Raw genomic sequence first — 18,338 nt, 5'->3', positions numbered from 1 at the left:
AGCTGTAGCGCACCTCTTTTGCCCTGCAGGCTGGAGGCCGCACCGCCTCTGGCCTGCCGGCCATTCTCCCCACAAAGGGGGGAGATCCAATCGCGGCAAGGGTTTGCCGATCCAACAGAAACCTTGGCAATGCAGCGCCTTTGATGGGCACAGGCCGTGCCACTCGCTAATCTTCCCCTTGTGCGAGATGGCCGGCAGGCTAGAGGGGTACTGCCACGAGCCCCCGATTGCACTGAAAACCCCGCCTCTTCAGCCCTTTAGCATCTCGACCTGAATCGATCTCGCACGTCGCAAAAAAGCCCGCCATCGGGCGGGCTTTTCTTCGAACCGCTGCTTACCTGCAAGCTGCGCAGAAGCGCTGGATGCGGCGGCACGCCTCTTCGAGCAGGGCCTCGGAAGTCGCATAGGAGATGCGGAAGTTCGGGCCAAGGCCAAAGGCCGAGCCGTGCACGACCGCGACGCCTTCGGCCTCCAGAAGCTCGGAGACGAAATCCTCGTCGGTCTCGATGACCTTGCCCGAGGGAGCGGTCTTGCCGATGAGGCCGGCGCAGGACGGATAGACGTAGAAGGCACCTTCCGGCGTCGGGCAGGAGATGCCCTTCGCCTGATTCAGCATGGAGACCACGAGATCGCGGCGGGCCTGGAAGATCTCCTTGTTGCGCGGGATGAAATCCTGCGGGCCGTCGAGCGCCTCGACGGCCGCCCATTGCGCGATCGAGGTCGCGCCCGAGGTCTGCTGGCCCTGGATCATGTCCATCGCCTTGATGAGTTGCAGCGGTCCGGCGGCGTAGCCGATACGCCAGCCGGTCATCGCATAGGCCTTGGAGACGCCGTTCATCGTCAGCGTGCGGTCGTAAAGGCCGGGCTCGACCTCGACCGGCGTTGCGAACTTGAAGTCGCCATAGGTCAGGTGCTCGTACATGTCGTCGGTCAGGACCCAGACATGCGGGTGCTTCATCAGCACATCCGTCAGCGCCTTCAGTTCGTCATGCGAATAGGCCGCGCCCGAGGGGTTCGACGGCGAGTTGAAGACGAACCACTTGGTCTTCGGGGTGATCGCCTTTTCGAGATCCTCGGCCTTCAGCTTGAAATTGTTCTCCTGGCTGGTCGAGACGAAGACCGGCGTGCCACCGCAAAGCGCCACCATCTCCGGATAGGAGACCCAGTAAGGCGCCGGGATAACGACTTCATCGCCCGGATTGAGCGTCGCCATGAAGGCGTTGAAAAGAATCTGCTTTCCACCGGTGCCGACAATCGTCTGCGCCGCGGTGTAGTCAAGATTGTTCTCGCGCTTGAACTTCCTTGCGATCGCTTCGCGCAGTTCCGGAATGCCGGAGACCGGAGTGTATTTCGTCTCGCCGCGATTGATCGCGTCGATCGCAGCCTTCTTGATGTTGTCCGGCGTGTCGAAATCCGGCTCCCCTGCGCCGAGGCCGATGACGTCACGGCCTTTCGCTTTCAACTCGCGGGCTTTCTGCGAAACGGCAATGGTGGCGGAGGGCTTTACACGAGAAAGGGCATCGGCAAGGAAGGCCATGATCTTGAGGTCCTGAACGTTTCGAGACGGCGTGAGGCGCTACGGAGCGGAAGTTCGGGGCCCATAGCGGTTAGGTCTATGTCGAAAGACGCCCTGTCTTGCAAGCGTCAGAATGGCAAAAACCGCCTGGGCCCGGCGCAAAACCCGTTACCGTGACAATTTCGCGCCTGCGGTCACGACATTCGGTCGAGCGAGCCACCCAGCGCCGGCCCCATCGCCAAACGTGAACCCTGCCGGGTGACTCCAGAGCTGCCTTGATTTGGTCACGATAACTGTCGCAGAGCGCCGCAATTCCGTCCTGCAAGAGCCGACATCAGGGCATCATCCTTGGTGATCCGAATGCATTGCATCGTGGGGTATGCCATGTTTCTCGACGACGAAATCGCGGCCGCGCAAACGCGGCGAAGCGAGGCGCGCTGGGGTCTTTATCTTGCCATCGCTGCCCTTGCCGCTTGCATCGTAATGATAGCTGGCCTGATGGCCCAGGCGACGGCCGAAGCGGCCCTGCCGCAACGCGCCGTCCACGTCCCTTCGCTTGATATCAGCACGGCAACGCAGCAGGCTCCGGAAACGGGAGCCGTTCACCATGGCTGAAAACGAGGAAAGGCCGGGGGAGAAGCGACAAGGTTTTCTGGACCGCCTGTCGGAGATCGAAACCGTTCTCGTCGCAATCATCGCCTTCATTGCGCTTGCGGGCATAATGTGGGTCGGCAAGGGCTACTACATCAAGGCAAAGACCGAAGTTTCGCATGGTCAGTTGAGCCGGCCCGAAGCCCTGCAGCAAGATAAACTCCTTTTGATCGCCGTTTGACTTGAAGCCTATGCCATAGCGCCCCAATTTCCACGTCGAGGTCGCCAGGCTCGAATCGGAATGGACGCCCACGGTTCCTTGGCCTCGCAGATTCGCGACGGGAGAGAACAATGCGGTGGGAATGCCGGAACAACGGGAAACGATATCGGATCCGAGCGGCACTCGCACCGTCCACCGCGGCGGCCTTTGCCGCCGGGCTTTTCCTCTCCGCCGCTTGTCCTGGATTCGCGCAAGAGACGCGGCAATTCTCGACGAAGAAGGGGACCGTGCTCGTCGAGACGCTGGCGACCGGCCTTGAACACCCCTGGGCAGTCGAGTTCCTGCCGGACGGCGCCTTGATCGTGACGGAGCGCCCGGGACGGCTGCGCATTCTGCGCGATGGCAAGCTTTCGAAGGCAGTCGAGGGCGTGCCCGAAGTGGTCGCACGCGGGCAAGGCGGCCTGCTCGACGTCGCCCTCGATCCGCAATTTGCGACGAACCGCACGCTCTATCTCAGCTATGCGGCGCGTGGGGACGGTGGCTATGGGACCGTTGTCGCCCGGGCAATCCTCGCCGAAGACGAACGAAGGCTTGCGGACGTCCAGGAGATATTCCGCATGAACAAGTTCACGGGCACCACCCATCACTTCGGCTCGCGCATCGCCATCGATCGGGACGGCAGTCTCTTCTTCGGCATCGGCGACCGCGGCGACGACGAACGCGCCCAGGATCCACGCGATCATGCCGGCTCCATCCTGCACATCAACGCCGACGGGTCGATTCCCGCCTCAAATCCCTATCGCGGCGCAACCGAAGGTCTGGCGGAGATCTGGTCGATCGGGCATCGGAACCCGCAGGGGATCACCTTCGATCCCGCAAACGGCACGCTGCTCACCGTCGAGCATGGTTCGCGCGGCGGCGACGAGATAAACAACCCCCTGCCCGGCCGGAACTATGGCTGGCCGGTGATCACCTACGGCAGGGACTATTCCGGGGCGGAAATCGGCGAAGGCACGGCCAAGGAAGGCATGGAGCAGCCGCTCTATTACTGGGACCCCTCGATCGCCCCCGGTGCGATCGCGGTCTATCGCGGCAAGATGTTTCCGGAATGGGACGGCAATCTCCTCGTCGCAGCGCTGAAATACCAGTTGCTCACGCGCCTGGAACGCGACGAAGGCGGCGCCATCGTTGGCGAGGAACGACTGTTCGACGGAGAATTCGGGCGGCTGCGCGACGTCATCGTTGCACCTGACGGGGCGCTTCTGATGGTCACCGACGAGGAGAACGGCGCCGTGCTCCGGGTCTCGAAGGCACCGACTGAGTGAACTCGCCTCGAAGCGACGCCCTCACCTCCTTGCGGAACAGGAATTTCAGACCGGACCGGACCCCACCGCCTCGACCGCACAGACTTTCGCGTCGACGAGGCCCGTGCGCCGGATCCCCTCCCACCAAACCAGGTTCGTCTCGATTTCCGATGGCGGGCGGCGAGGATGAGGCTTGCTCGCGGGAAGGGCAACTGGTAGAGCGTCGATGCAATCACAGAGCGAAGCGGCTTTGGATTGCCCAACCAGTACGAAAGCGACGAGGGCGCCGGTGACTCGCATCCAGGCCAATCTGTTTCTGCTTTTTTCCGGCTCGATCTGGGGCGCCGGCTTTGTCGCTCAGTCGACGGCTATGGAGGCGATCGGCCCGCTCTGGTTTATCGGCCTGCGATTCGTAATCGCTACGCTCGTCGCACTGCCGCTGGTGTTTGTCGAAGCACGGCGGACAGCAAAGCCGCTCGCTAAGGGCGCAATGAGCAACTTCATCTTCATCGGACTTGCGCTGTTCGGCGGCGCGGTGACGCAGCAGTTTGGGCTGCTCAGTACGACCGTCACCAACTCCGGCTTTCTGACCGGCCTTTACGTCGTTTTCGTACCGGTCCTGACCGTGGTGTTCCTGCGCCGCAGGCCGCACTGGATCATCTGGCCGTCGGCTCTGATGGCGAGTCTCGGCATCTTCCTCTTGAGCGGCGGCACCCTTTCGGGTCTGAACGGCGGAGATCTTCTGACGATTGTCTGCGCACTTTTTTGGGCGATCCAGGTGATGCTGATCGGCATTTTCGCAGCCGGCACGGGGCGACCGATGCTTCTGTCAATGACCCAGTTTGCAGTCTGCGCGGTTCTCGGCGTCGTCCTCGCAGCGATCCTCGAGCCTTTAAGTCTTTCCGCGGTGCAAGGCGCCCTGCCGGAAATCCTTTATGCGGGCGTGTTCTCGAGCGGCATCGCCTTCATCTGCCAGGTCGTCGGCCAGCGCTATACCACGGCACCGCAGGCGGCGATCTTCCTGTCCAGCGAAGCTCTCTTTGCCGCATTGTTCGGCGCCTTGCTGCTGGGCGAAACCATCCCGCCCCTCGGCTATGTCGGCTGCGCCATTATCTTCGCGGCGATGCTTCTGGTCGAACTCGTTCCGGAGCTGACGAGAACGCGCAGTCCTGCTGCCGCCTGAGTTCCATCGGTACAATACTGCTGCCGCGGGCGAAGTGAGCGCACCATCTATATTACTTATTACTGTTTTGCAGCCGTTCTACTTCGCGCCAAAATGGAACACGAGTTCCGCGAGCCGGAAGGGACGCTTAATCTTACATTTTTCCTGCAAAATGCAGGGGGAAGGCACGCCTTCCCGAAGAGCGAGACATATCAGACAGTTGCAGCTCGATTGCGGCGCTGCACGAAGTTGAGGCATGCTTGACAGCGACGGCATTTGGCGCAAACAGTGCGCCGGCACACTCAACGACTTCAAAGCACTGCGAATTCAACAGCTTGCGATACATCTCCAATCTTCCCTCCCTTACCGGAAATTGACCGCATTTTGAGCAATGGCATAAAGCAACTCCATCTCTGAAAAGTTTTGCTTGCCAATTCAAAATAAACTGATCACTCTTACTTCCGTTCGGGCAATCTGCGAACACGGGAAGATCTTGAAAATAAGCGGGCCGGAGACGCAAAGCCCTCCGGGCGGCTAGCTGCGGAAGGATTATTTTGCAGTCCTTTCCGTGAATGGTCGCGATAACAGGACCCTTTCCTCAATTGTCGAGAACTGCCTGCCCCACGCCCATCTGGGCAAATTGCAATGCCACCCATGAACGGGTGGAGAGAAAAGGACCTGACGCATGGAGACTGGCACTGTAAAATTCTTCAATACCGACAAGGGCTTTGGCTTCATCAAGCCTGAAAACGGTGGCGCAGATATCTTCGTACATATTTCCGCCGTACAGGCTTCCGGCCTGAGCGGCCTCACGGAAAATCAGAAGGTATCCTTCGATACCGAACCGGATCGCCGCGGCAAGGGCCCGAAAGCGGTCAACCTTCAAATCGTCGGCTGACATACCATCTATCCAGCGATGTTATCTTCCGCCCGGCAGCGCGATGCCGGGCTTTTTTTCATTCAGGTTCCATTCAGTTAACCGCCGATAGATTTTGCCATCATGAAAGCCGGAGAGGATCCGGCGCAAATGCCCAAGGATAGCAGCCCATGAACAAACTCCTCAAAGCAGCCGTTCTCTCTGTTGCCGCGGCCGCCATGGTCCTTCCGACCTTCGGCTCTGCCCATGCAGACCACCGCCGTCATCACGGCGATGCACTGGCAGCAGGCGCAGTGGGCCTCGCCACAGGCATGATCCTCGGCGGCGCGATCGCCTCGCAGCCGCGTTACAGCGAACGGGTCTATATCGATCCGGAACCCGAATATTACGAGCCGCGCCCGGTCTACCGCCCCCGCCCGGTCTATCGTCCCGTTGTGGTCGAGAGCTACGGTCTCGAGCCCTGGACTCCGGCTTGGTACCGTTACTGCTCGCAGCGCTATCGCTCTTTCGACCCGGACAGCGGCACCTTCATCGGCTATGACGGACGCAGCCATTTCTGCACCGCCGGCTAAGCGCTTCAGACAGACTGACAAGCCGCGCCCTCCCCCGAGGGGCGCGGCTTTTCCATGGCCAAGGCGCCTTATACGCATGGCGCTTGCCAAGCGGTTCCGATTTTCGGGCAGAGGCGTCGAGGTCTCCGCCGGCTCTTTAAAGTCCGCGCAGAAACGGATTGTTGCGGCGCTCCTCGCCGATCCTGCCGCCGGGACCGTGGCCGCAGATGAATCCGACGTCGTCGCCGAGCGGCAGGATCTTGTCGCGGATTGAAGCGAGCAGTTGCTGGTGATTGCCGCCCGGCAGATCGGTGCGCCCGATTGACCCATGGAACAACACGTCGCCGACATGGGCGAAATTCTGCGCGCGATTGAAATAGACGACATGGCCGGGAGCATGGCCAGGACAATGCAGCACCTCGAAGTCATACGTGCCGAAGGAAACCGTATCGCCCTCCTCCAGCCAACGATCGGGCAGCACGTTCTCCACCTTCATGGCGAGGCCGAAGCGCTCCGCCTGTGCCTCCAACCGCTCCAGCAGCGGCTGGTCATCCTTATGCGGCCCGATGATTTCGAGCCCTAGTGCTTCCTTCAATTCCTTCGCGCCGCCCGCATGATCGATATGGCCGTGGGTCAGCCAGATCGCCTTGAGGGTAATGCCATTTTCCCGGATGGTCTGCAGGATGACGTCGACATCGCCACCGGGGTCGACGATGACGCCCTCCTTCGTCTCGCTGTCGAACAGAACCGTGCAGTTCTGCTGAAAATGGGTAACCGGGATAATGCCCGCCTGTAACATGCCGACCATGCCTCGCTCGTGAACGTTCGTTACGGCGCCGCGTCCTACTAGACGCACAAGGGTCCGCTGTGAACCTACCGCATAATCTCTGTCCTTATATCGAGGTCGATTTAAGGAGAACATCAGTAGCCGTCGCGCACCGCGCTCAGGGCCACCTATAGCGATATATGAGCGGAATGACAGCGAAAGCGAGGAATCGCTCGTCAGCGAAGCGCCACGACTTCGGGCGCAGGCGCAGGCGCAGGCGGCGCGAGTTGCACCGTCGTGAGTAACAGCGCGGCGACGGCCAGCTTGGCCGAAAAGACGACGACCACCAGCGGACGCAGCTGTCGTTCTGTAGCGCTGATTTCACGCATAGGTTTCTTCTGCATCTCGTCACCCATTTCCTCCGACCCTCTACGGCGCAGCCGAAAACAACATCTTGCCAATGATTTCCTGTCCTCGGCGGGAATCGCTGCACGCCTCGGGCTGCAATATGGCTCAACCACACATTTCGTGATGTCACGGGGGGAACATCACTGCAGCGGGGCGCGTTTTTGCGTTCATCAGAATGAGGAGAAAAAGATGAGCAACCTCTTCCCGCATGTGATTCGAGTGGCAGCAACAGCGGGCCTGATCCTCGCAGCAGGTGTCCCGGCTGTTTATGCGGCCACGAGCGCGACTGTGGTGACCGACCTCAACGTGCGCGCCGGCCCGGGGCCGCAATATCCCGTTCTCGGGGTTGCCGCCCGTGGTAGCGCAGCCGCACTCGAGGGCTGCCTGGAAGGCAGCAACTGGTGCCGCGTCAATGTCGGAACGGTAAGCGGCTGGGCTTACGCGAAGTATCTTGCAGCCGATGCCGGCGGCTCCACCGTAGTGATCTCCGAGCGCCGCGCCGAGCTCGGCGTTCCCGTCGTCAGTTACGAGGCCACGGGAAGCACGGTCACCGTCGGCCCAGAACCGCTGGAACTGGTAGGATCGGTCGATGAGATCCAGCCCATCGCGCCGCCCCCGACTGTCAGGACCTTTATCACCGAAAATCCGGTAGATCCGGTTTTCCTCGAGGGTGAGGTCGTCCTTGGCGCGACTGTGCCGCGCAGTGTCGCCGTTCGCACCATTCCGGATTACGAATATGAATATGTGGTCGTGAACAACCAGCCGGTGCTGGTCGAGCCGTCGACTCGCCGGATCGTCTACATCTATCGTTGACGCGAGATCCGATCACCTGTGCACGACGAACAGGCGGCCGGTGTGCCGCCTGTTGCGCCCTTATGCGAGCCGCCGCGTTGCCATTCTCATTCGTTTGACATAGCCAACTTCGTGGACGCCGCTTTTTCGCACGGCGATGCCGCCGCATTTGCAGCGCGAACGCTGTCTCCCGCTAGAATTAAGTCAATAAAGCTGACAGAATTTTCTAGATGTTCTACGAACAGCAAATTGCGTGAAGGGGAATGACTGCGTGGCCGGCCAATCCAGGGACAACAGCCAGTACGTGACCGAGGGCAAGGACGAGGACCCGATCGACTTCGAGATCATCGAGCTTCTGTTCTTCGCCTATCGCGACTTCACCAGCGATCCGGATGCCATCCTCGAAAAGAGCGGGTTCGGCCGTGCGCACCACCGGGTCGTGCACTTTGTCAATCGCGAGCCGGGCATGACCGTCGCAGATCTCCTCGACACGCTGAAGATTACCAAGCAGAGTCTCGCCCGTGTCCTGAAGCAACTGATCGATTCCGGCTATGTCCGGCAGGTGACCGGGCCGGAAGACAGGCGCCAGCGGATGCTCTACACCACCAAGGAAGGCCAGGCCCTGGCAAGGGCGCTTGCCGAGCCACAGTCCCGCCGCATAGCCGATGCATTGGCCAAAACAGGGCCTGGCGCGCGCAATGTCGTGAAACGCTTTCTCACGAACATGAGAAACAGCGCTACGGGGTAACCCCAAACCCCCCACCACTGCGTGTCTCCGGGCGGAGCCGTTTCGAGGACACACACATGCAGAAATTCAACGAGCTACGGCGACCTTGCGCCTGAAATGACCCACGGCACGTTTACGCGCCGCCTCTTTTATCCTTAAATCCGCTCGGATTTGAGGTGAGATGCGGTGGAGAACGGCCGATTCGATGTCGCCTGAAGCGAGGATAGCGATGAAGGAAAAAGCGAAAGTCTCCGATAACGCGGCGCATCTTCTGATCGTCGACGACGACCGGCGCATTCGCGATCTGCTCAATCGCTATCTGGTTGAACAGGGCTTTCGGGTTACCACGGCCGCCGACGCACCCGAGGCACGGCGCAAACTCGTTGGCCTCGATTTCGATCTCCTGATCGTCGACGTGATGATGCCGGGCGAAAGCGGCATCGCGCTGACTCAGAGCCTGAGAGAGCTCAAGACGGTTCCGATCATCATGCTGACGGCGCTCGCGGAGACGAATTCGCGCATCGAAGGGCTCGAGGCAGGCGCAGACGATTACCTGCCGAAGCCATTTGAGCCGCGCGAACTCGTGCTCAGGATCAACAACATCCTGCGCCGCAACCAACCTGCCCAGGCGCCTAAGGTCGATCAGGTCATCTTTGGGCCGTACACCTTTTCGGTCGTGCGCAAGGAGCTTCGCCGTGGTGCCGAGCACATCCGGCTGACCGATCGCGAGCAGGAAATAATGACGCTCTTTTCGCAGCGCGCTGGAGAGACCATACCTCGTCACGAACTCATCGGCGACGACGCGGAGGTCGGCGAACGGACGATCGACGTGCAGATCAACCGGTTGAGGCGCAAGATCGAGGACGATCCCTCCAATCCCGTCTGGCTGCAGACGGTCCGCGGCATCGGCTACAGATTGAGCGTGGACTAATCCCCGCCGCTGACCCTAACATAGGGTACGTGCCGGAAACCGAAGCAAGCGAGTCATGGCAACTGACAGCCTCAGGCGAGAGAGATCGAGCCCCGCCGACGGCGCCCTGAAGCGCCTGACCCGATGGCTGCGCCGCCGCGTGCCTATCGGGCTTTACGCCCGCTCGCTGCTGATCGTCGTCATTCCGATGGTCCTTCTGCAGTCTGTTGTCGCGTTCGTCTTCATGGAGCGGCACTGGCAGCTCGTCACCCAACGCCTCTCGGCCGCGGTAACCAACGACATCGCCGCGGTGGTCGATCTGATCACGACCTTTCCGCGCGAGGGCGATATCGATCAGGTCGTCCGCATAGCCCGCGAACAGCTCGATCTCAACATCAGCGTGGAGCCTGGCGGCGAACTACCGGCGCCGCGGCCGAAACCTTTCTTCGAGATCCTCGACCACATTCTGAGCGAGGAAATATCGAACCAGATCCGCCGCCCCTTCTGGATCGACACCGTCGGCAATTCGAAAATCGTCGAAATCCGCATCAAACTCGAAGACGACCGCATTCTTCGGGTCTATGCCCGGCGCAACCAGGCCTACGCGTCGAACACCCATATCTTCCTCGTGTGGATGGTCGGCGCCTCCCTGGTGCTGCTGGCTATCGCCATTCTTTTCCTGCGCGGGCAGATCAGGCCGATTCTTGCATTGGCGCACGCCGCCGAGAGCTTCGGCAAAGGGCAGAAGATCGATGATTTCGCTCCGCGTGGCGCCGAAGAGATCCGGCGCGCCGGCCTCGCCTTCATCCTGATGCGTGAACGTATCGAACGCCAGATAGAGCAGCGCACCGCGATGCTGACCGGCGTCAGCCACGACCTGCGAACGATCCTGACGCGCTTCAAGCTGCAACTGGCCCTTGCCGGCGACAACCCGGATCTTGAAAGCCTGAACCAGGACGTCGAGGACATGCAGAACATGCTGGAGGGCTATCTCGCCTTCGCCCGCGGCGAGGCGGAAGAAGACGTCGGCGAATTGAAGCTCAGTGACCTCATGGCCCGCTTTGCGGCGGAAGCCGAGCTTTTCGGCAAGTCGCTCACCACCTCGATCGTGGGAGAGGACGAGGTTCAGGTTCGTCCAAACGCCTTCACCCGGCTCCTCGTCAACCTCGTTTCAAACGCCTATCGCTATGCGGGCACGGTGTGCGTCGAGGCGCGCCACGGCGCCAAATGGCTCACCATCACCGTGGACGACGACGGTCCCGGCATCCCGGAGCCGGCGCGGGAAGATGTGTTCAAGCCTTTCTTCCGTCTCGACGAAGCCCGTAACCTCGACAGCTCCGGCACCGGTCTCGGGCTCGCCATTGCTCGCGACATCGCACGAAGTCATGGTGGCAATGTAACGCTTGGGGAGAGCCCGCTCGGTGGTCTGCGGGCAACGGTACGCGTGCCGACGTGACATTTCGAAGACGTCCTCGATCGCTGCGCGCGTCGATCTCGGCGCTGCCCAGGCGACGTCTCCGACCGCAAACCTGTGCTTGTCACAGAATGTTCTAAGGCAACGAGTTCCGAATGCAGTTCACATCAGCTTGCTGCCGTTCGGCACCGGCCTTTCGGTCGCGGCAAGCACGATCGCACCGGCGTCATCCTCAAAACCGAGGGTCAGCACTTCGGAGCGCACCGGCCCGATCTGGCGCGGCGGGAAATTGACGACACCGAGGACCTGCCGGCCGACGAGTTCCCCGGGCTGGTAGTGCACGGTGATCTGGGCCGATGATTTCCTTACACCGATCTCCGGGCCGAAATCGATTTTCAGCTTGTAGGCCGGCTTGCGCGCCTCGGGAAAGACCTCGGCCTCGATGATTGTGCCGACGCGGATGTCGACGCGTTCGAAATCGGAAAAGTCAATGAGTTCCGGCATTACAGTCCCTATCTTCCAAATTCGTTCGCGTCATGAGTTAGCTGAATACGGCGCAATTCGGAAGCACGCGCGAAACAAAGGAGCCATTACTGAAGTTGCGTCTCCCACGGCGGATGCGCAAACTGCTCGACGAGGAAATCGACGAAGGCGCGCACGCGTGGCGACAGGAAGCGGCGATGCGGGTAGACCACGCTGATCGGCTCGGCCTCCGCGTGGTTGCTGTCAATCAGTAATGGTTTCAGGCGGCCAGCGCTGATATCGGGGCTGACGAGAATCTCCGATAGCCGTACGACCCCCATGCCGGCAAGCGCGAGCCGGCGCAGGGCCTCAGTGCTGTTTGCCTCCACGGAACTTCGAATGCGTATCGACCGGCGTAGGCCGCCTTCTTCGAACTCCCAGACGTTGAGGCGACCGCGGGAGGTAATTCCGAGACAGACGTGTTTCTCAAGATCGTCGGGGTTCTGGGGAATACCATAACGCTCCAGATACCCCGGCGCCGCGCAGATGATGCGCCGATTGGGCGCGAGTCGTCGTGTGATCAACATGGAGTCACTTTGCGCCGCTACGCGCACGGCGACGTCAGCGTCGCCATTGACGAGATCGACGATCGCGTCGGTGAAATCCAGCTCTAGTTCTATTGCGGGATACCGGCCGATGAAGGCCGGCAGCATCGGGACGATGAGGCGGTGACCGAAGGCGCTTGGAAGGCTGACACGCAGGCGACCGCGCGGCTCGGAACCCGGCTGGATTGCAAGTTCGGCCTCTTCCATGTCGCTGAGGATGCGGCGGGTCGACTCCGCGAAAGCGTGCCCCTCCGCCGTGAGGCTGATGCTGCGGGTCGAGCGTTGCAGCAGCCTCACGCCAAGCCGAGCTTCGAGTCGGCCGACAATCTTGCTTACGGCCGAGGGCGTCATCCTGAGACGCCGCGCCGCTGCGGAAAAATCCCCCTCCTCGACGACGGCGAGAAACACCGCCATGGCCTCCTGTCGGTCCATTGCATCTATTCCAAATCGTCACAGATGAAGTGAAGCTAGCACGGATTATCGCCGGCAGCGACTGCCCCTATCGTTCTCGTGTCTTCAACTTGAGATCGGCGGAGAAAGTCGATGCACGAACAAAGGCGAGAATTCCTCGACGGCCAGCAGCTTCACGCTCTGGCGCGCCGGCAACGCAGCGCGGCAATGGGCAAGATCTGTGTTCTTGCGATCCGCTCGGTGCTCCGCCCTCTGTTCGGATAGGATAAGGCACTCTCGCGCGACACCAGAGAACGGAGCATCGTAGTCAGTTGAGCGGCTTGGTTGAAGTCGCGACTTCCTACGAGCCGGCCAGTTCTTCGGCACGCATGCGGGCGGCCGCGATGGCTTTGTCAAAAAGCGGCTGCATGCCGTTCTCCGCCATGAGCACGGCGAGCGCGGCAGCCGTAGTGCCGCCGGGCGAGGTCACGTTCTGCCGCAATCGTGCGGCATCGTCGGGGGACTGATGCAGGAGTTCACCAGCCCCCGCGACGGTTTCCCGAGCAAGCCGCATGGCGAGGTCCGCCTCCAGGCCAAGCTTGCGCCCGGCCTCCGCCATGCACTCGACGAGATAGAAGACATAGGCCGGGCCGCTACCGGATAGGGCGGTCACCGCATCGATGTCCGCTTCGCTCGAAACCCACTCGACCGGGCCGCTGACCTTCAACAGATCGTGGACGAGTGCGCGCTGTGCTTCGGTGACCCGCGCGTTGGGAAATGCGCCCGTCACTCCACGGCCGATGAGCGCGGGCGTGTTCGGCATAGCCCGCACGATCGCCGTCTCGCCGAGGTAGCTCTCGATGAAGCCGAGCGTCCTACCGGCGGCGACGGAAACGATCACCGTCCGTGGGCCGACAAGGCCCGTCAGGGGCGGCAGCGCCGCATCCATGATCTGCGGCTTCACGGCGAGGAACAGGACATCCGCCTTGATGCCCTCGGGCACGGAGGTAGCAAGGCGCACACCGTTGTCAGCGATCAGTTTGGCCATGGCGGGAGGCGGTCCCGGATCGACGACGAGAACGTCGCCACCTTTGAAACCGCTCTTCAACCAGCCCCCAAGCATCGCGCCACCCATATTGCCGGCACCGACGAGGACGATCGGGCCGGAAAGCGCTGCACTCATCTTAGGCCTCTCCAACGGTTTCGAACATCACCGTATCCACAGCCCGCTGCGCGTCCATGCCGGACCAGACGACAAACTGGAACGCCTGGTAATAGGATTCGCAGGCATCGAGTGCGCTCGACAGCAGGACCTCGACTTGCCGGTTCGTCGGCTCCGCACCGCCGGCAAGCAGCAAAGATTGCCGGAAGATAATGACCTCTTCTTGGCGCCAGAGGTCGAAATGCCCCATCAGCACCTGACCATTGATCTGCGAGAGCAGACGGATCACCTCGTTGACGCGGCTTTCGGGAACCTTGATGTCGAAGGCGCAGGCAAGATGCAGAGCCTCGAACTCCTCCATCCAGGAGAAGGACACATGATAGTCCGCCCAACGCCCCTCGACGGTCATGGCGATCTCGTCTTCGCCGGACCGCTCGAAGGACCAGTCATTGTTGGCGGCAACGAATTCGATCATATCGACCGGATTGGATTGGCGCTCGACTTCCACTTCCAAAAGGCTCATGCATCACCCTGAAGGCACGGCACCGGCGCGCAAAGCCACGTTCACAGGACGCAACACCGCAAACCCAATACCGAATACGGACACTATGATTGCTGGACCCGCGACCATTCTGGCTGAATTACCCTGCCCGAAGCTTGCGCCGCCCGTTTCGAATCATCATTTAAAATCAGTGTATAACGGCAGAGTCGGCCTGCCAGCCCCCGAGCCGAAAATTTGGAGGCGAGGCCAGCCCTCCCGTTGCGATTTTGATTCAGCACGGGTGCTTAACCGACTCTGCGATAAGGGTTTTTTGGCAGTGTCCACAGGTGGAAAACTTTTCAGGATTTGTTAACCCTGACGATTGTGGACCGGCAGTCAGGCAATACTCCCAGCCAATAGTGCAGTCGTACCGGCCCCGGCGGCGGAACTGGTCTCGAGCCCGATAGCACGAATTCGGGCGCAGCCGCGCCCTTACGTGTCGATCTCAGTTTTGGGGATGAGAGATTCTGCTGTCTCCCTGACCTCGATTTAAGGACAAACAGATACAGCAAGTAGCTACAGCGCGTCCGATAGCACGTGCTGAAGACGCGGGCGACCTCGCGCGGAAGAGGCAGCCGCTACTTGCCCGTCGTCACTCCGCCGGGCAGCGGACCGGCCGCCGCAAGGCGTGCTTCCAATGCTTCGAGGCGGGCTCGCAGCACATCATTCTCGTCGCGTGCCCTTACGGCCATCTCCCGCACGGCTTCGAACTCTTCGCGTTTGACGACGTCGAGCGAGTTCAGCCAGCCTTCGGCCTGCGCACGAAATGCCGCCTCGAACTCGCGGCGGACACCCTGGGCCGCGCCTGCGGCATCCGTCATCAGCTTGGCGAAATCATCGAGAATGCGGTTGGTGCCTGTGCTCATCGTTCTGATCTCCCTTTCGGCTCCGCTCGAAGCCGTGTGAATTTGAGGTAGGATCGTCGGAGAGAGGATGCAAGGAAAAAAGCGCCAACGGCTCGATGGCAGCTGTGGTGACTTGACCCCATCGAATTCGAACGCCATGTTCCGCGAAAATGATCGGTCCGGCCACGAGAAAAGACCTTGGAAACTCTAGCGACTCGCCTCGCAATCCTACCGTTCCCCGAAATCGACCCCGTAATCTTCACCATCGGGCCTCTCGCCGTGCGTTGGTACGGCCTCGCCTATGTCGCCGGCATCCTGCTCGGTTGGTTCTACGCCAGGCGCATCCTTCAGAACCCTGCGCTCTGGCGCAACGGCACCCCCGCTCTCAGCCCGACGCAACTCGACGATTTCCTGCTCTGGGCGGCCGGCGGCATCGTGCTTGGCGGACGCATTGGTTATATCCTCTTCTACGACTTCGAGGCGGTCCTTCTGGATCCCATCCGGGCTGTAGAAATCTGGAACGGCGGCATGTCCTTCCATGGTGGGCTGCTCGGCACCACGCTCGCGATCGTCATTTTCGCCCGCCGACATGCGATTGCCGTGTGGAGCCTGCTCGACATCGTGGCCGCCGTGGTCCCGATCGGCCTTTTCTTCGGCCGAATCGCCAATTTCATCAATGGCGAGCTGTGGGGCCGCCTGTCCTCGATGCCCTGGGCGATCGTCTTCCCGACGGGAGGACCCTTCGCGCGCCACCCGAGCCAGCTCTACGAGGCCGCCCTCGAGGGCATCCTGCTTCTGGCGGTACTCGCCTACCTGGTCTATCGCCGGAAAGCACTCCAGAGCCCGGGCCTCGTTACCGGCATCTTCGTCTGCGGCTATGCGGCGAGCCGCATCTTCGTCGAGTTCTTCCGCGAACCGGACCCGCAAATCGGTTATCTTTTCGGTGGCTGGCTAACCATGGGCATGCTCCTTTCGGTGCCGATGGCGATCGCCGGACTATGGGCAATTGTCCGGGCACGCCGGGCGGCGGTCGCCGCCGCATAATTGGACGAATGCATGACGAATTCTCTCGCGGACAAGATCAAGGCCCTGATCAGGGCCAACGGGCCGATCAGTGTCACCGACTACTTCTCCCTCTGTCTCGCCGATCCTGAGCACGGCTACTACCGTGTCCGCGAGCCCTTCGGGGCTGCCGGAGACTTCACCACCGCGCCGGAGGTGAGCCAGCTCTTCGGGGAAATGATCGGCGTCTTCCTCGTTCACGCCTGGCAACAGCACGGTTCCCCCAAGGGCGCGCTCATTGCCGAGATCGGGCCGGGCCGCGGCACCATGATGTCGGACATGCTGCGTGTGGTCCAACGCCTCGCGCCCGAACTCTATGAGGGATCGAGCGTTCATCTCGTCGAAACCAGCGAGCGACTGCGCGAGGTCCAGGCGGCGACCCTCTCCGCTCATTACGGCAAGATCCACTGGCATGAAAGTTTCGACAGCTTGCCCGCCGGGCTCCTGCTCATCGCCGCCAACGAGCTCTTCGACGCGATCCCGATCCGCCAGTTCGTCCGGACCGCCCTGGGCTTTCGCGAGCGCGTGGTCGGGCTTGATGCCGAGGACGAACTTACCTTTGCCGCAGGAACTGCCGGCATCGACCCGGCGCTGTTGCCGACGCCGGCGCAAGCGGTGGCCGAGGGCACGATTTTCGAGATCGCTCCGGCCCGCGACGCGGTGATGGCCGCGTTCTGCGAACGTCTTCGCACCGGCGGCGGCACGGCAATCATCATCGACTACGGGCATCTGGCGACCGGTTACGGCGATACCCTTCAAGCCGTCCGCAAGCATCGTTACGATCCGCCGCTTGCCCATCCCGGCGAAGCGGACCTCACCAGCCACGTCGATTTCGAGCAACTGGCGAACCGTGCCAGGGGGGAAGGCATACAGGTGAACGGGCTTGCGCACCAAGGCGATTTCCTCGTCGGCCTCGGCCTTCTCGAGCGCGCCGCCGCTCTCGGACGCGGCAAGAACGCGACAACCCAGGAAAGCATTCGCGACGATGTCGAGCGCCTTGCCGGCACCGGTGCCGGCAAGATGGGCGAACTGTTCAAGGTGCTGGTCGTCAGCAGCCCCGAAGTGGCGTTGGCGCCGTTCCAGCGGAAGCGCGCCGGCCACATTTCGCTTTCGGCCGGCAATTGACAGTCTCGGCATGCCGCGCCAACATCCCCCCACGTCAGCCGCATTTCATCGGGCCGAAGCGCGCCCTCAAATCCAAAGTAGCTTATTGAAAATACAAGGGCGAGAACACCGAATGCAGGACGATGCCTCGCTTTGCCCCGTGCAGAGCCCACTCCTCGGCGCCAGGGCGGGCCGCGCGATCACGCATGGCTATTTCACCCGCCAAGGGGGCGTTTCGGAAGGCATCTACCGCGGCCTCAATGTCGGTATCGGCTCCCATGACGACCGGGCGCGTGTCGGCGAAAATCGCGCCCGCATCGCGCGCTGGTTCGATGCCGAGCCGCACCGGCTCGCCACCGTTCACCAGATCCATTCCCCGGACGCCTTGATCGTCGACGGCAGCTACGACGGTTCGCGCCCGGAGGCCGACGCGCTGGTGACGGCGACGCCCGGCATCGTTCTTGGCGTCCTTACGGCCGATTGCGGCCCCGTGCTTTTTGCCGACCCGGAGGCCCGTGTCATCGGCGCGGCCCATGCGGGCTGGAAGGGAACGCTGACAGGCATACTGGAAAGCACCATCGAGGCCATGGTTTCGCTCGGCGCGCGCCGTGAGCGCATCGTCGCCTGCCTCGGCCCATCGATCAGCCGTCAGCATTACGAGGTCGGACCCGAATTCGTTGAGCGCTTCGTCGCGGCCGATGCCGGCTATAGTTCGTTCTTCAGCCCGTCCAGCCGCAACGGCCACGCCATGTTCGACCTGCCCGCGCTGACGGTCCGGAAACTTACGGAGGCCGGCGTGACGGCGGAGAACCTCGACATCTGCACCTATGCCGACGAGGATCGCTTCTTCTCCTACCGCCGCACGACTCACCGGCGCGAACCGGACTACGGCCGGCAGATATCCGCGATTTGTCTACGGGAGGTTTGAG

General features: G+C 61.6%; 23 protein-coding genes. 14 read left to right on the top strand and 9 right to left on the bottom strand.

Annotated elements, in window-relative coordinates:
* Nucleotides 1-334 precede the first annotated feature (334 nt).
* The gene (locus J2Z31_RS15970; RefSeq protein ID WP_209602556.1) at nt 335-1,537 is read right to left on the bottom strand and encodes a pyridoxal phosphate-dependent aminotransferase; all 1,203 of its coding nucleotides are present in this window, start codon (nt 1,535-1,537) and stop codon (nt 335-337) included.
* 339 nt (nt 1,538-1,876) lie between these two features.
* Here J2Z31_RS15970 and J2Z31_RS15965 point away from each other — a divergent pair, with 339 nt between their 5' ends.
* The 4 genes from J2Z31_RS15965 to J2Z31_RS15950 all read left to right on the top strand — a co-directional run bounded on the left by J2Z31_RS15965 (nt 1,877) and on the right by J2Z31_RS15950 (nt 4,814).
* Nucleotides 1,877-2,131, top strand: a complete 255-nt coding sequence (locus J2Z31_RS15965) for a hypothetical protein (RefSeq protein ID WP_209603009.1) — start codon at nt 1,877-1,879, stop codon at nt 2,129-2,131.
* On the top strand, nt 2,124-2,348 hold the full coding sequence (locus tag J2Z31_RS15960) for a hypothetical protein (protein WP_209602555.1): 225 nt from the start codon (nt 2,124-2,126) through the stop codon (nt 2,346-2,348). Before J2Z31_RS15965 ends, J2Z31_RS15960 begins: the two co-directional genes overlap by 8 nt.
* Nucleotides 2,349-2,458: 110 nt before the next feature.
* Nucleotides 2,459-3,652 carry a PQQ-dependent sugar dehydrogenase gene (locus tag J2Z31_RS15955; RefSeq protein ID WP_209602554.1) on the top strand — a complete coding sequence of 398 codons (1,194 nt, stop codon included), beginning with the start codon at nt 2,459-2,461 and terminating at the stop codon, nt 3,650-3,652.
* 268 nt (nt 3,653-3,920) lie between these two features.
* On the top strand, nt 3,921-4,814 hold the full coding sequence (locus J2Z31_RS15950; RefSeq protein ID WP_209602553.1) for a DMT family transporter: 894 nt from the start codon (nt 3,921-3,923) through the stop codon (nt 4,812-4,814).
* Between the two features lie 133 nt (nt 4,815-4,947).
* Here the strand turns inward: J2Z31_RS15950 and J2Z31_RS15945 are convergent, their stop codons facing one another.
* Nucleotides 4,948-5,139, bottom strand: a complete 192-nt coding sequence (locus J2Z31_RS15945; protein WP_209602552.1) for a hypothetical protein — start codon at nt 5,137-5,139, stop codon at nt 4,948-4,950.
* A 339-nt stretch (nt 5,140-5,478) separates the two neighbouring features.
* Here J2Z31_RS15945 and J2Z31_RS15940 point away from each other — a divergent pair, with 339 nt between their 5' ends.
* Together J2Z31_RS15940 and J2Z31_RS15935 are read left to right on the top strand one after the other, a co-directional pair.
* The gene (locus tag J2Z31_RS15940; RefSeq protein WP_209602551.1) at nt 5,479-5,691 is read left to right on the top strand and encodes a cold-shock protein; all 213 of its coding nucleotides are present in this window, start codon (nt 5,479-5,481) and stop codon (nt 5,689-5,691) included.
* Between the two features lie 149 nt (nt 5,692-5,840).
* Nucleotides 5,841-6,242 (top strand): BA14K family protein, encoded by a 402-nt coding sequence (locus J2Z31_RS15935; RefSeq protein ID WP_209602550.1) that lies wholly within the window; start codon nt 5,841-5,843, stop codon nt 6,240-6,242.
* Nucleotides 6,243-6,378: 136 nt separating this feature from the next.
* Here J2Z31_RS15935 and J2Z31_RS15930 read toward each other — a convergent pair whose 3' ends face one another.
* Together J2Z31_RS15930 and J2Z31_RS15925 are read right to left on the bottom strand one after the other, a co-directional pair.
* Nucleotides 6,379-7,020 (bottom strand): MBL fold metallo-hydrolase, encoded by a 642-nt coding sequence (locus J2Z31_RS15930; RefSeq protein WP_209602961.1) that lies wholly within the window; start codon nt 7,018-7,020, stop codon nt 6,379-6,381.
* A gap of 203 nt (nt 7,021-7,223) precedes the next feature.
* Complete coding sequence (locus tag J2Z31_RS15925; protein WP_209603005.1) at nt 7,224-7,403, bottom strand: hypothetical protein; 180 nt, start codon at nt 7,401-7,403, stop codon at nt 7,224-7,226.
* A gap of 181 nt (nt 7,404-7,584) precedes the next feature.
* Between J2Z31_RS15925 and J2Z31_RS15920 the strand changes: the two genes are divergently transcribed.
* From J2Z31_RS15920 to J2Z31_RS15905, 4 genes are all read left to right on the top strand, one after another.
* A complete protein-coding gene (locus tag J2Z31_RS15920) occupies nt 7,585-8,208 on the top strand; it encodes a DUF1236 domain-containing protein (protein WP_209602549.1) in 624 nt (207 codons plus the stop codon).
* Between the two features lie 250 nt (nt 8,209-8,458).
* A complete protein-coding gene (locus J2Z31_RS15915; RefSeq protein WP_209602548.1) occupies nt 8,459-8,935 on the top strand; it encodes a MarR family winged helix-turn-helix transcriptional regulator in 477 nt (158 codons plus the stop codon).
* 208 nt (nt 8,936-9,143) lie between these two features.
* Nucleotides 9,144-9,845 (top strand): response regulator, encoded by a 702-nt coding sequence (locus J2Z31_RS15910; protein ID WP_209602547.1) that lies wholly within the window; start codon nt 9,144-9,146, stop codon nt 9,843-9,845.
* Nucleotides 9,846-9,900: 55 nt separating this feature from the next.
* Entirely contained in the window at nt 9,901-11,280 is a 1,380-nt protein-coding gene (locus J2Z31_RS15905; protein WP_209602546.1) for an ATP-binding protein, read from the top strand.
* Nucleotides 11,281-11,400: 120 nt separating this feature from the next.
* Here J2Z31_RS15905 and J2Z31_RS15900 read toward each other — a convergent pair whose 3' ends face one another.
* Nucleotides 11,401-11,742 carry a tRNA-binding protein gene (locus tag J2Z31_RS15900; protein ID WP_209602545.1) on the bottom strand — a complete coding sequence of 114 codons (342 nt, stop codon included), beginning with the start codon at nt 11,740-11,742 and terminating at the stop codon, nt 11,401-11,403.
* A gap of 86 nt (nt 11,743-11,828) precedes the next feature.
* Nucleotides 11,829-12,737, bottom strand: coding sequence for a LysR family transcriptional regulator (locus J2Z31_RS15895; protein WP_209602544.1), 909 nt, complete (start codon nt 12,735-12,737; stop codon nt 11,829-11,831).
* Nucleotides 12,738-12,848: 111 nt separating this feature from the next.
* Between J2Z31_RS15895 and J2Z31_RS29645 the strand changes: the two genes are divergently transcribed.
* Nucleotides 12,849-12,980 (top strand): hypothetical protein, encoded by a 132-nt coding sequence (locus J2Z31_RS29645; protein WP_268828486.1) that lies wholly within the window; start codon nt 12,849-12,851, stop codon nt 12,978-12,980.
* 76 nt (nt 12,981-13,056) lie between these two features.
* Here J2Z31_RS29645 and proC read toward each other — a convergent pair whose 3' ends face one another.
* From proC to J2Z31_RS15880, 3 genes are all read right to left on the bottom strand, one after another.
* A complete protein-coding gene (gene proC, locus J2Z31_RS15890; protein WP_209602543.1) occupies nt 13,057-13,878 on the bottom strand; it encodes a pyrroline-5-carboxylate reductase in 822 nt (273 codons plus the stop codon).
* A 1-nt stretch (nt 13,879) separates the two neighbouring features.
* Nucleotides 13,880-14,380: a type III secretion system chaperone family protein gene (locus J2Z31_RS15885; RefSeq protein WP_209602542.1), complete on the bottom strand. Its 501-nt coding sequence runs from the start codon at nt 14,378-14,380 to the stop codon at nt 13,880-13,882.
* A 596-nt stretch (nt 14,381-14,976) separates the two neighbouring features.
* Nucleotides 14,977-15,264: an accessory factor UbiK family protein gene (locus J2Z31_RS15880; protein ID WP_209602541.1), complete on the bottom strand. Its 288-nt coding sequence runs from the start codon at nt 15,262-15,264 to the stop codon at nt 14,977-14,979.
* Between the two features lie 177 nt (nt 15,265-15,441).
* On the opposite strand from J2Z31_RS15880, the gene lgt reads away from it, so the two are divergent.
* The 3 genes from lgt to pgeF all read left to right on the top strand — a co-directional run bounded on the left by lgt (nt 15,442) and on the right by pgeF (nt 18,337).
* Nucleotides 15,442-16,287, top strand: coding sequence for a prolipoprotein diacylglyceryl transferase (gene lgt / locus J2Z31_RS15875; protein ID WP_209602540.1), 846 nt, complete (start codon nt 15,442-15,444; stop codon nt 16,285-16,287).
* A 12-nt stretch (nt 16,288-16,299) separates the two neighbouring features.
* A complete protein-coding gene (locus J2Z31_RS15870; protein WP_209602539.1) occupies nt 16,300-17,430 on the top strand; it encodes a class I SAM-dependent methyltransferase in 1,131 nt (376 codons plus the stop codon).
* Between the two features lie 112 nt (nt 17,431-17,542).
* Nucleotides 17,543-18,337, top strand: a complete 795-nt coding sequence (gene pgeF / locus J2Z31_RS15865) for a peptidoglycan editing factor PgeF (RefSeq protein WP_209602538.1) — start codon at nt 17,543-17,545, stop codon at nt 18,335-18,337.
* The last annotated feature ends 1 nt before the right edge of the window (nt 18,338 follow it).

This window comes from Sinorhizobium kostiense (assembly GCF_017874595.1).
GTDB classification, from domain to species: Bacteria; Pseudomonadota; Alphaproteobacteria; order Rhizobiales; family Rhizobiaceae; genus Sinorhizobium; species Sinorhizobium kostiense.
This window is presented reverse-complemented; position numbering and strand designations above follow the sequence as displayed.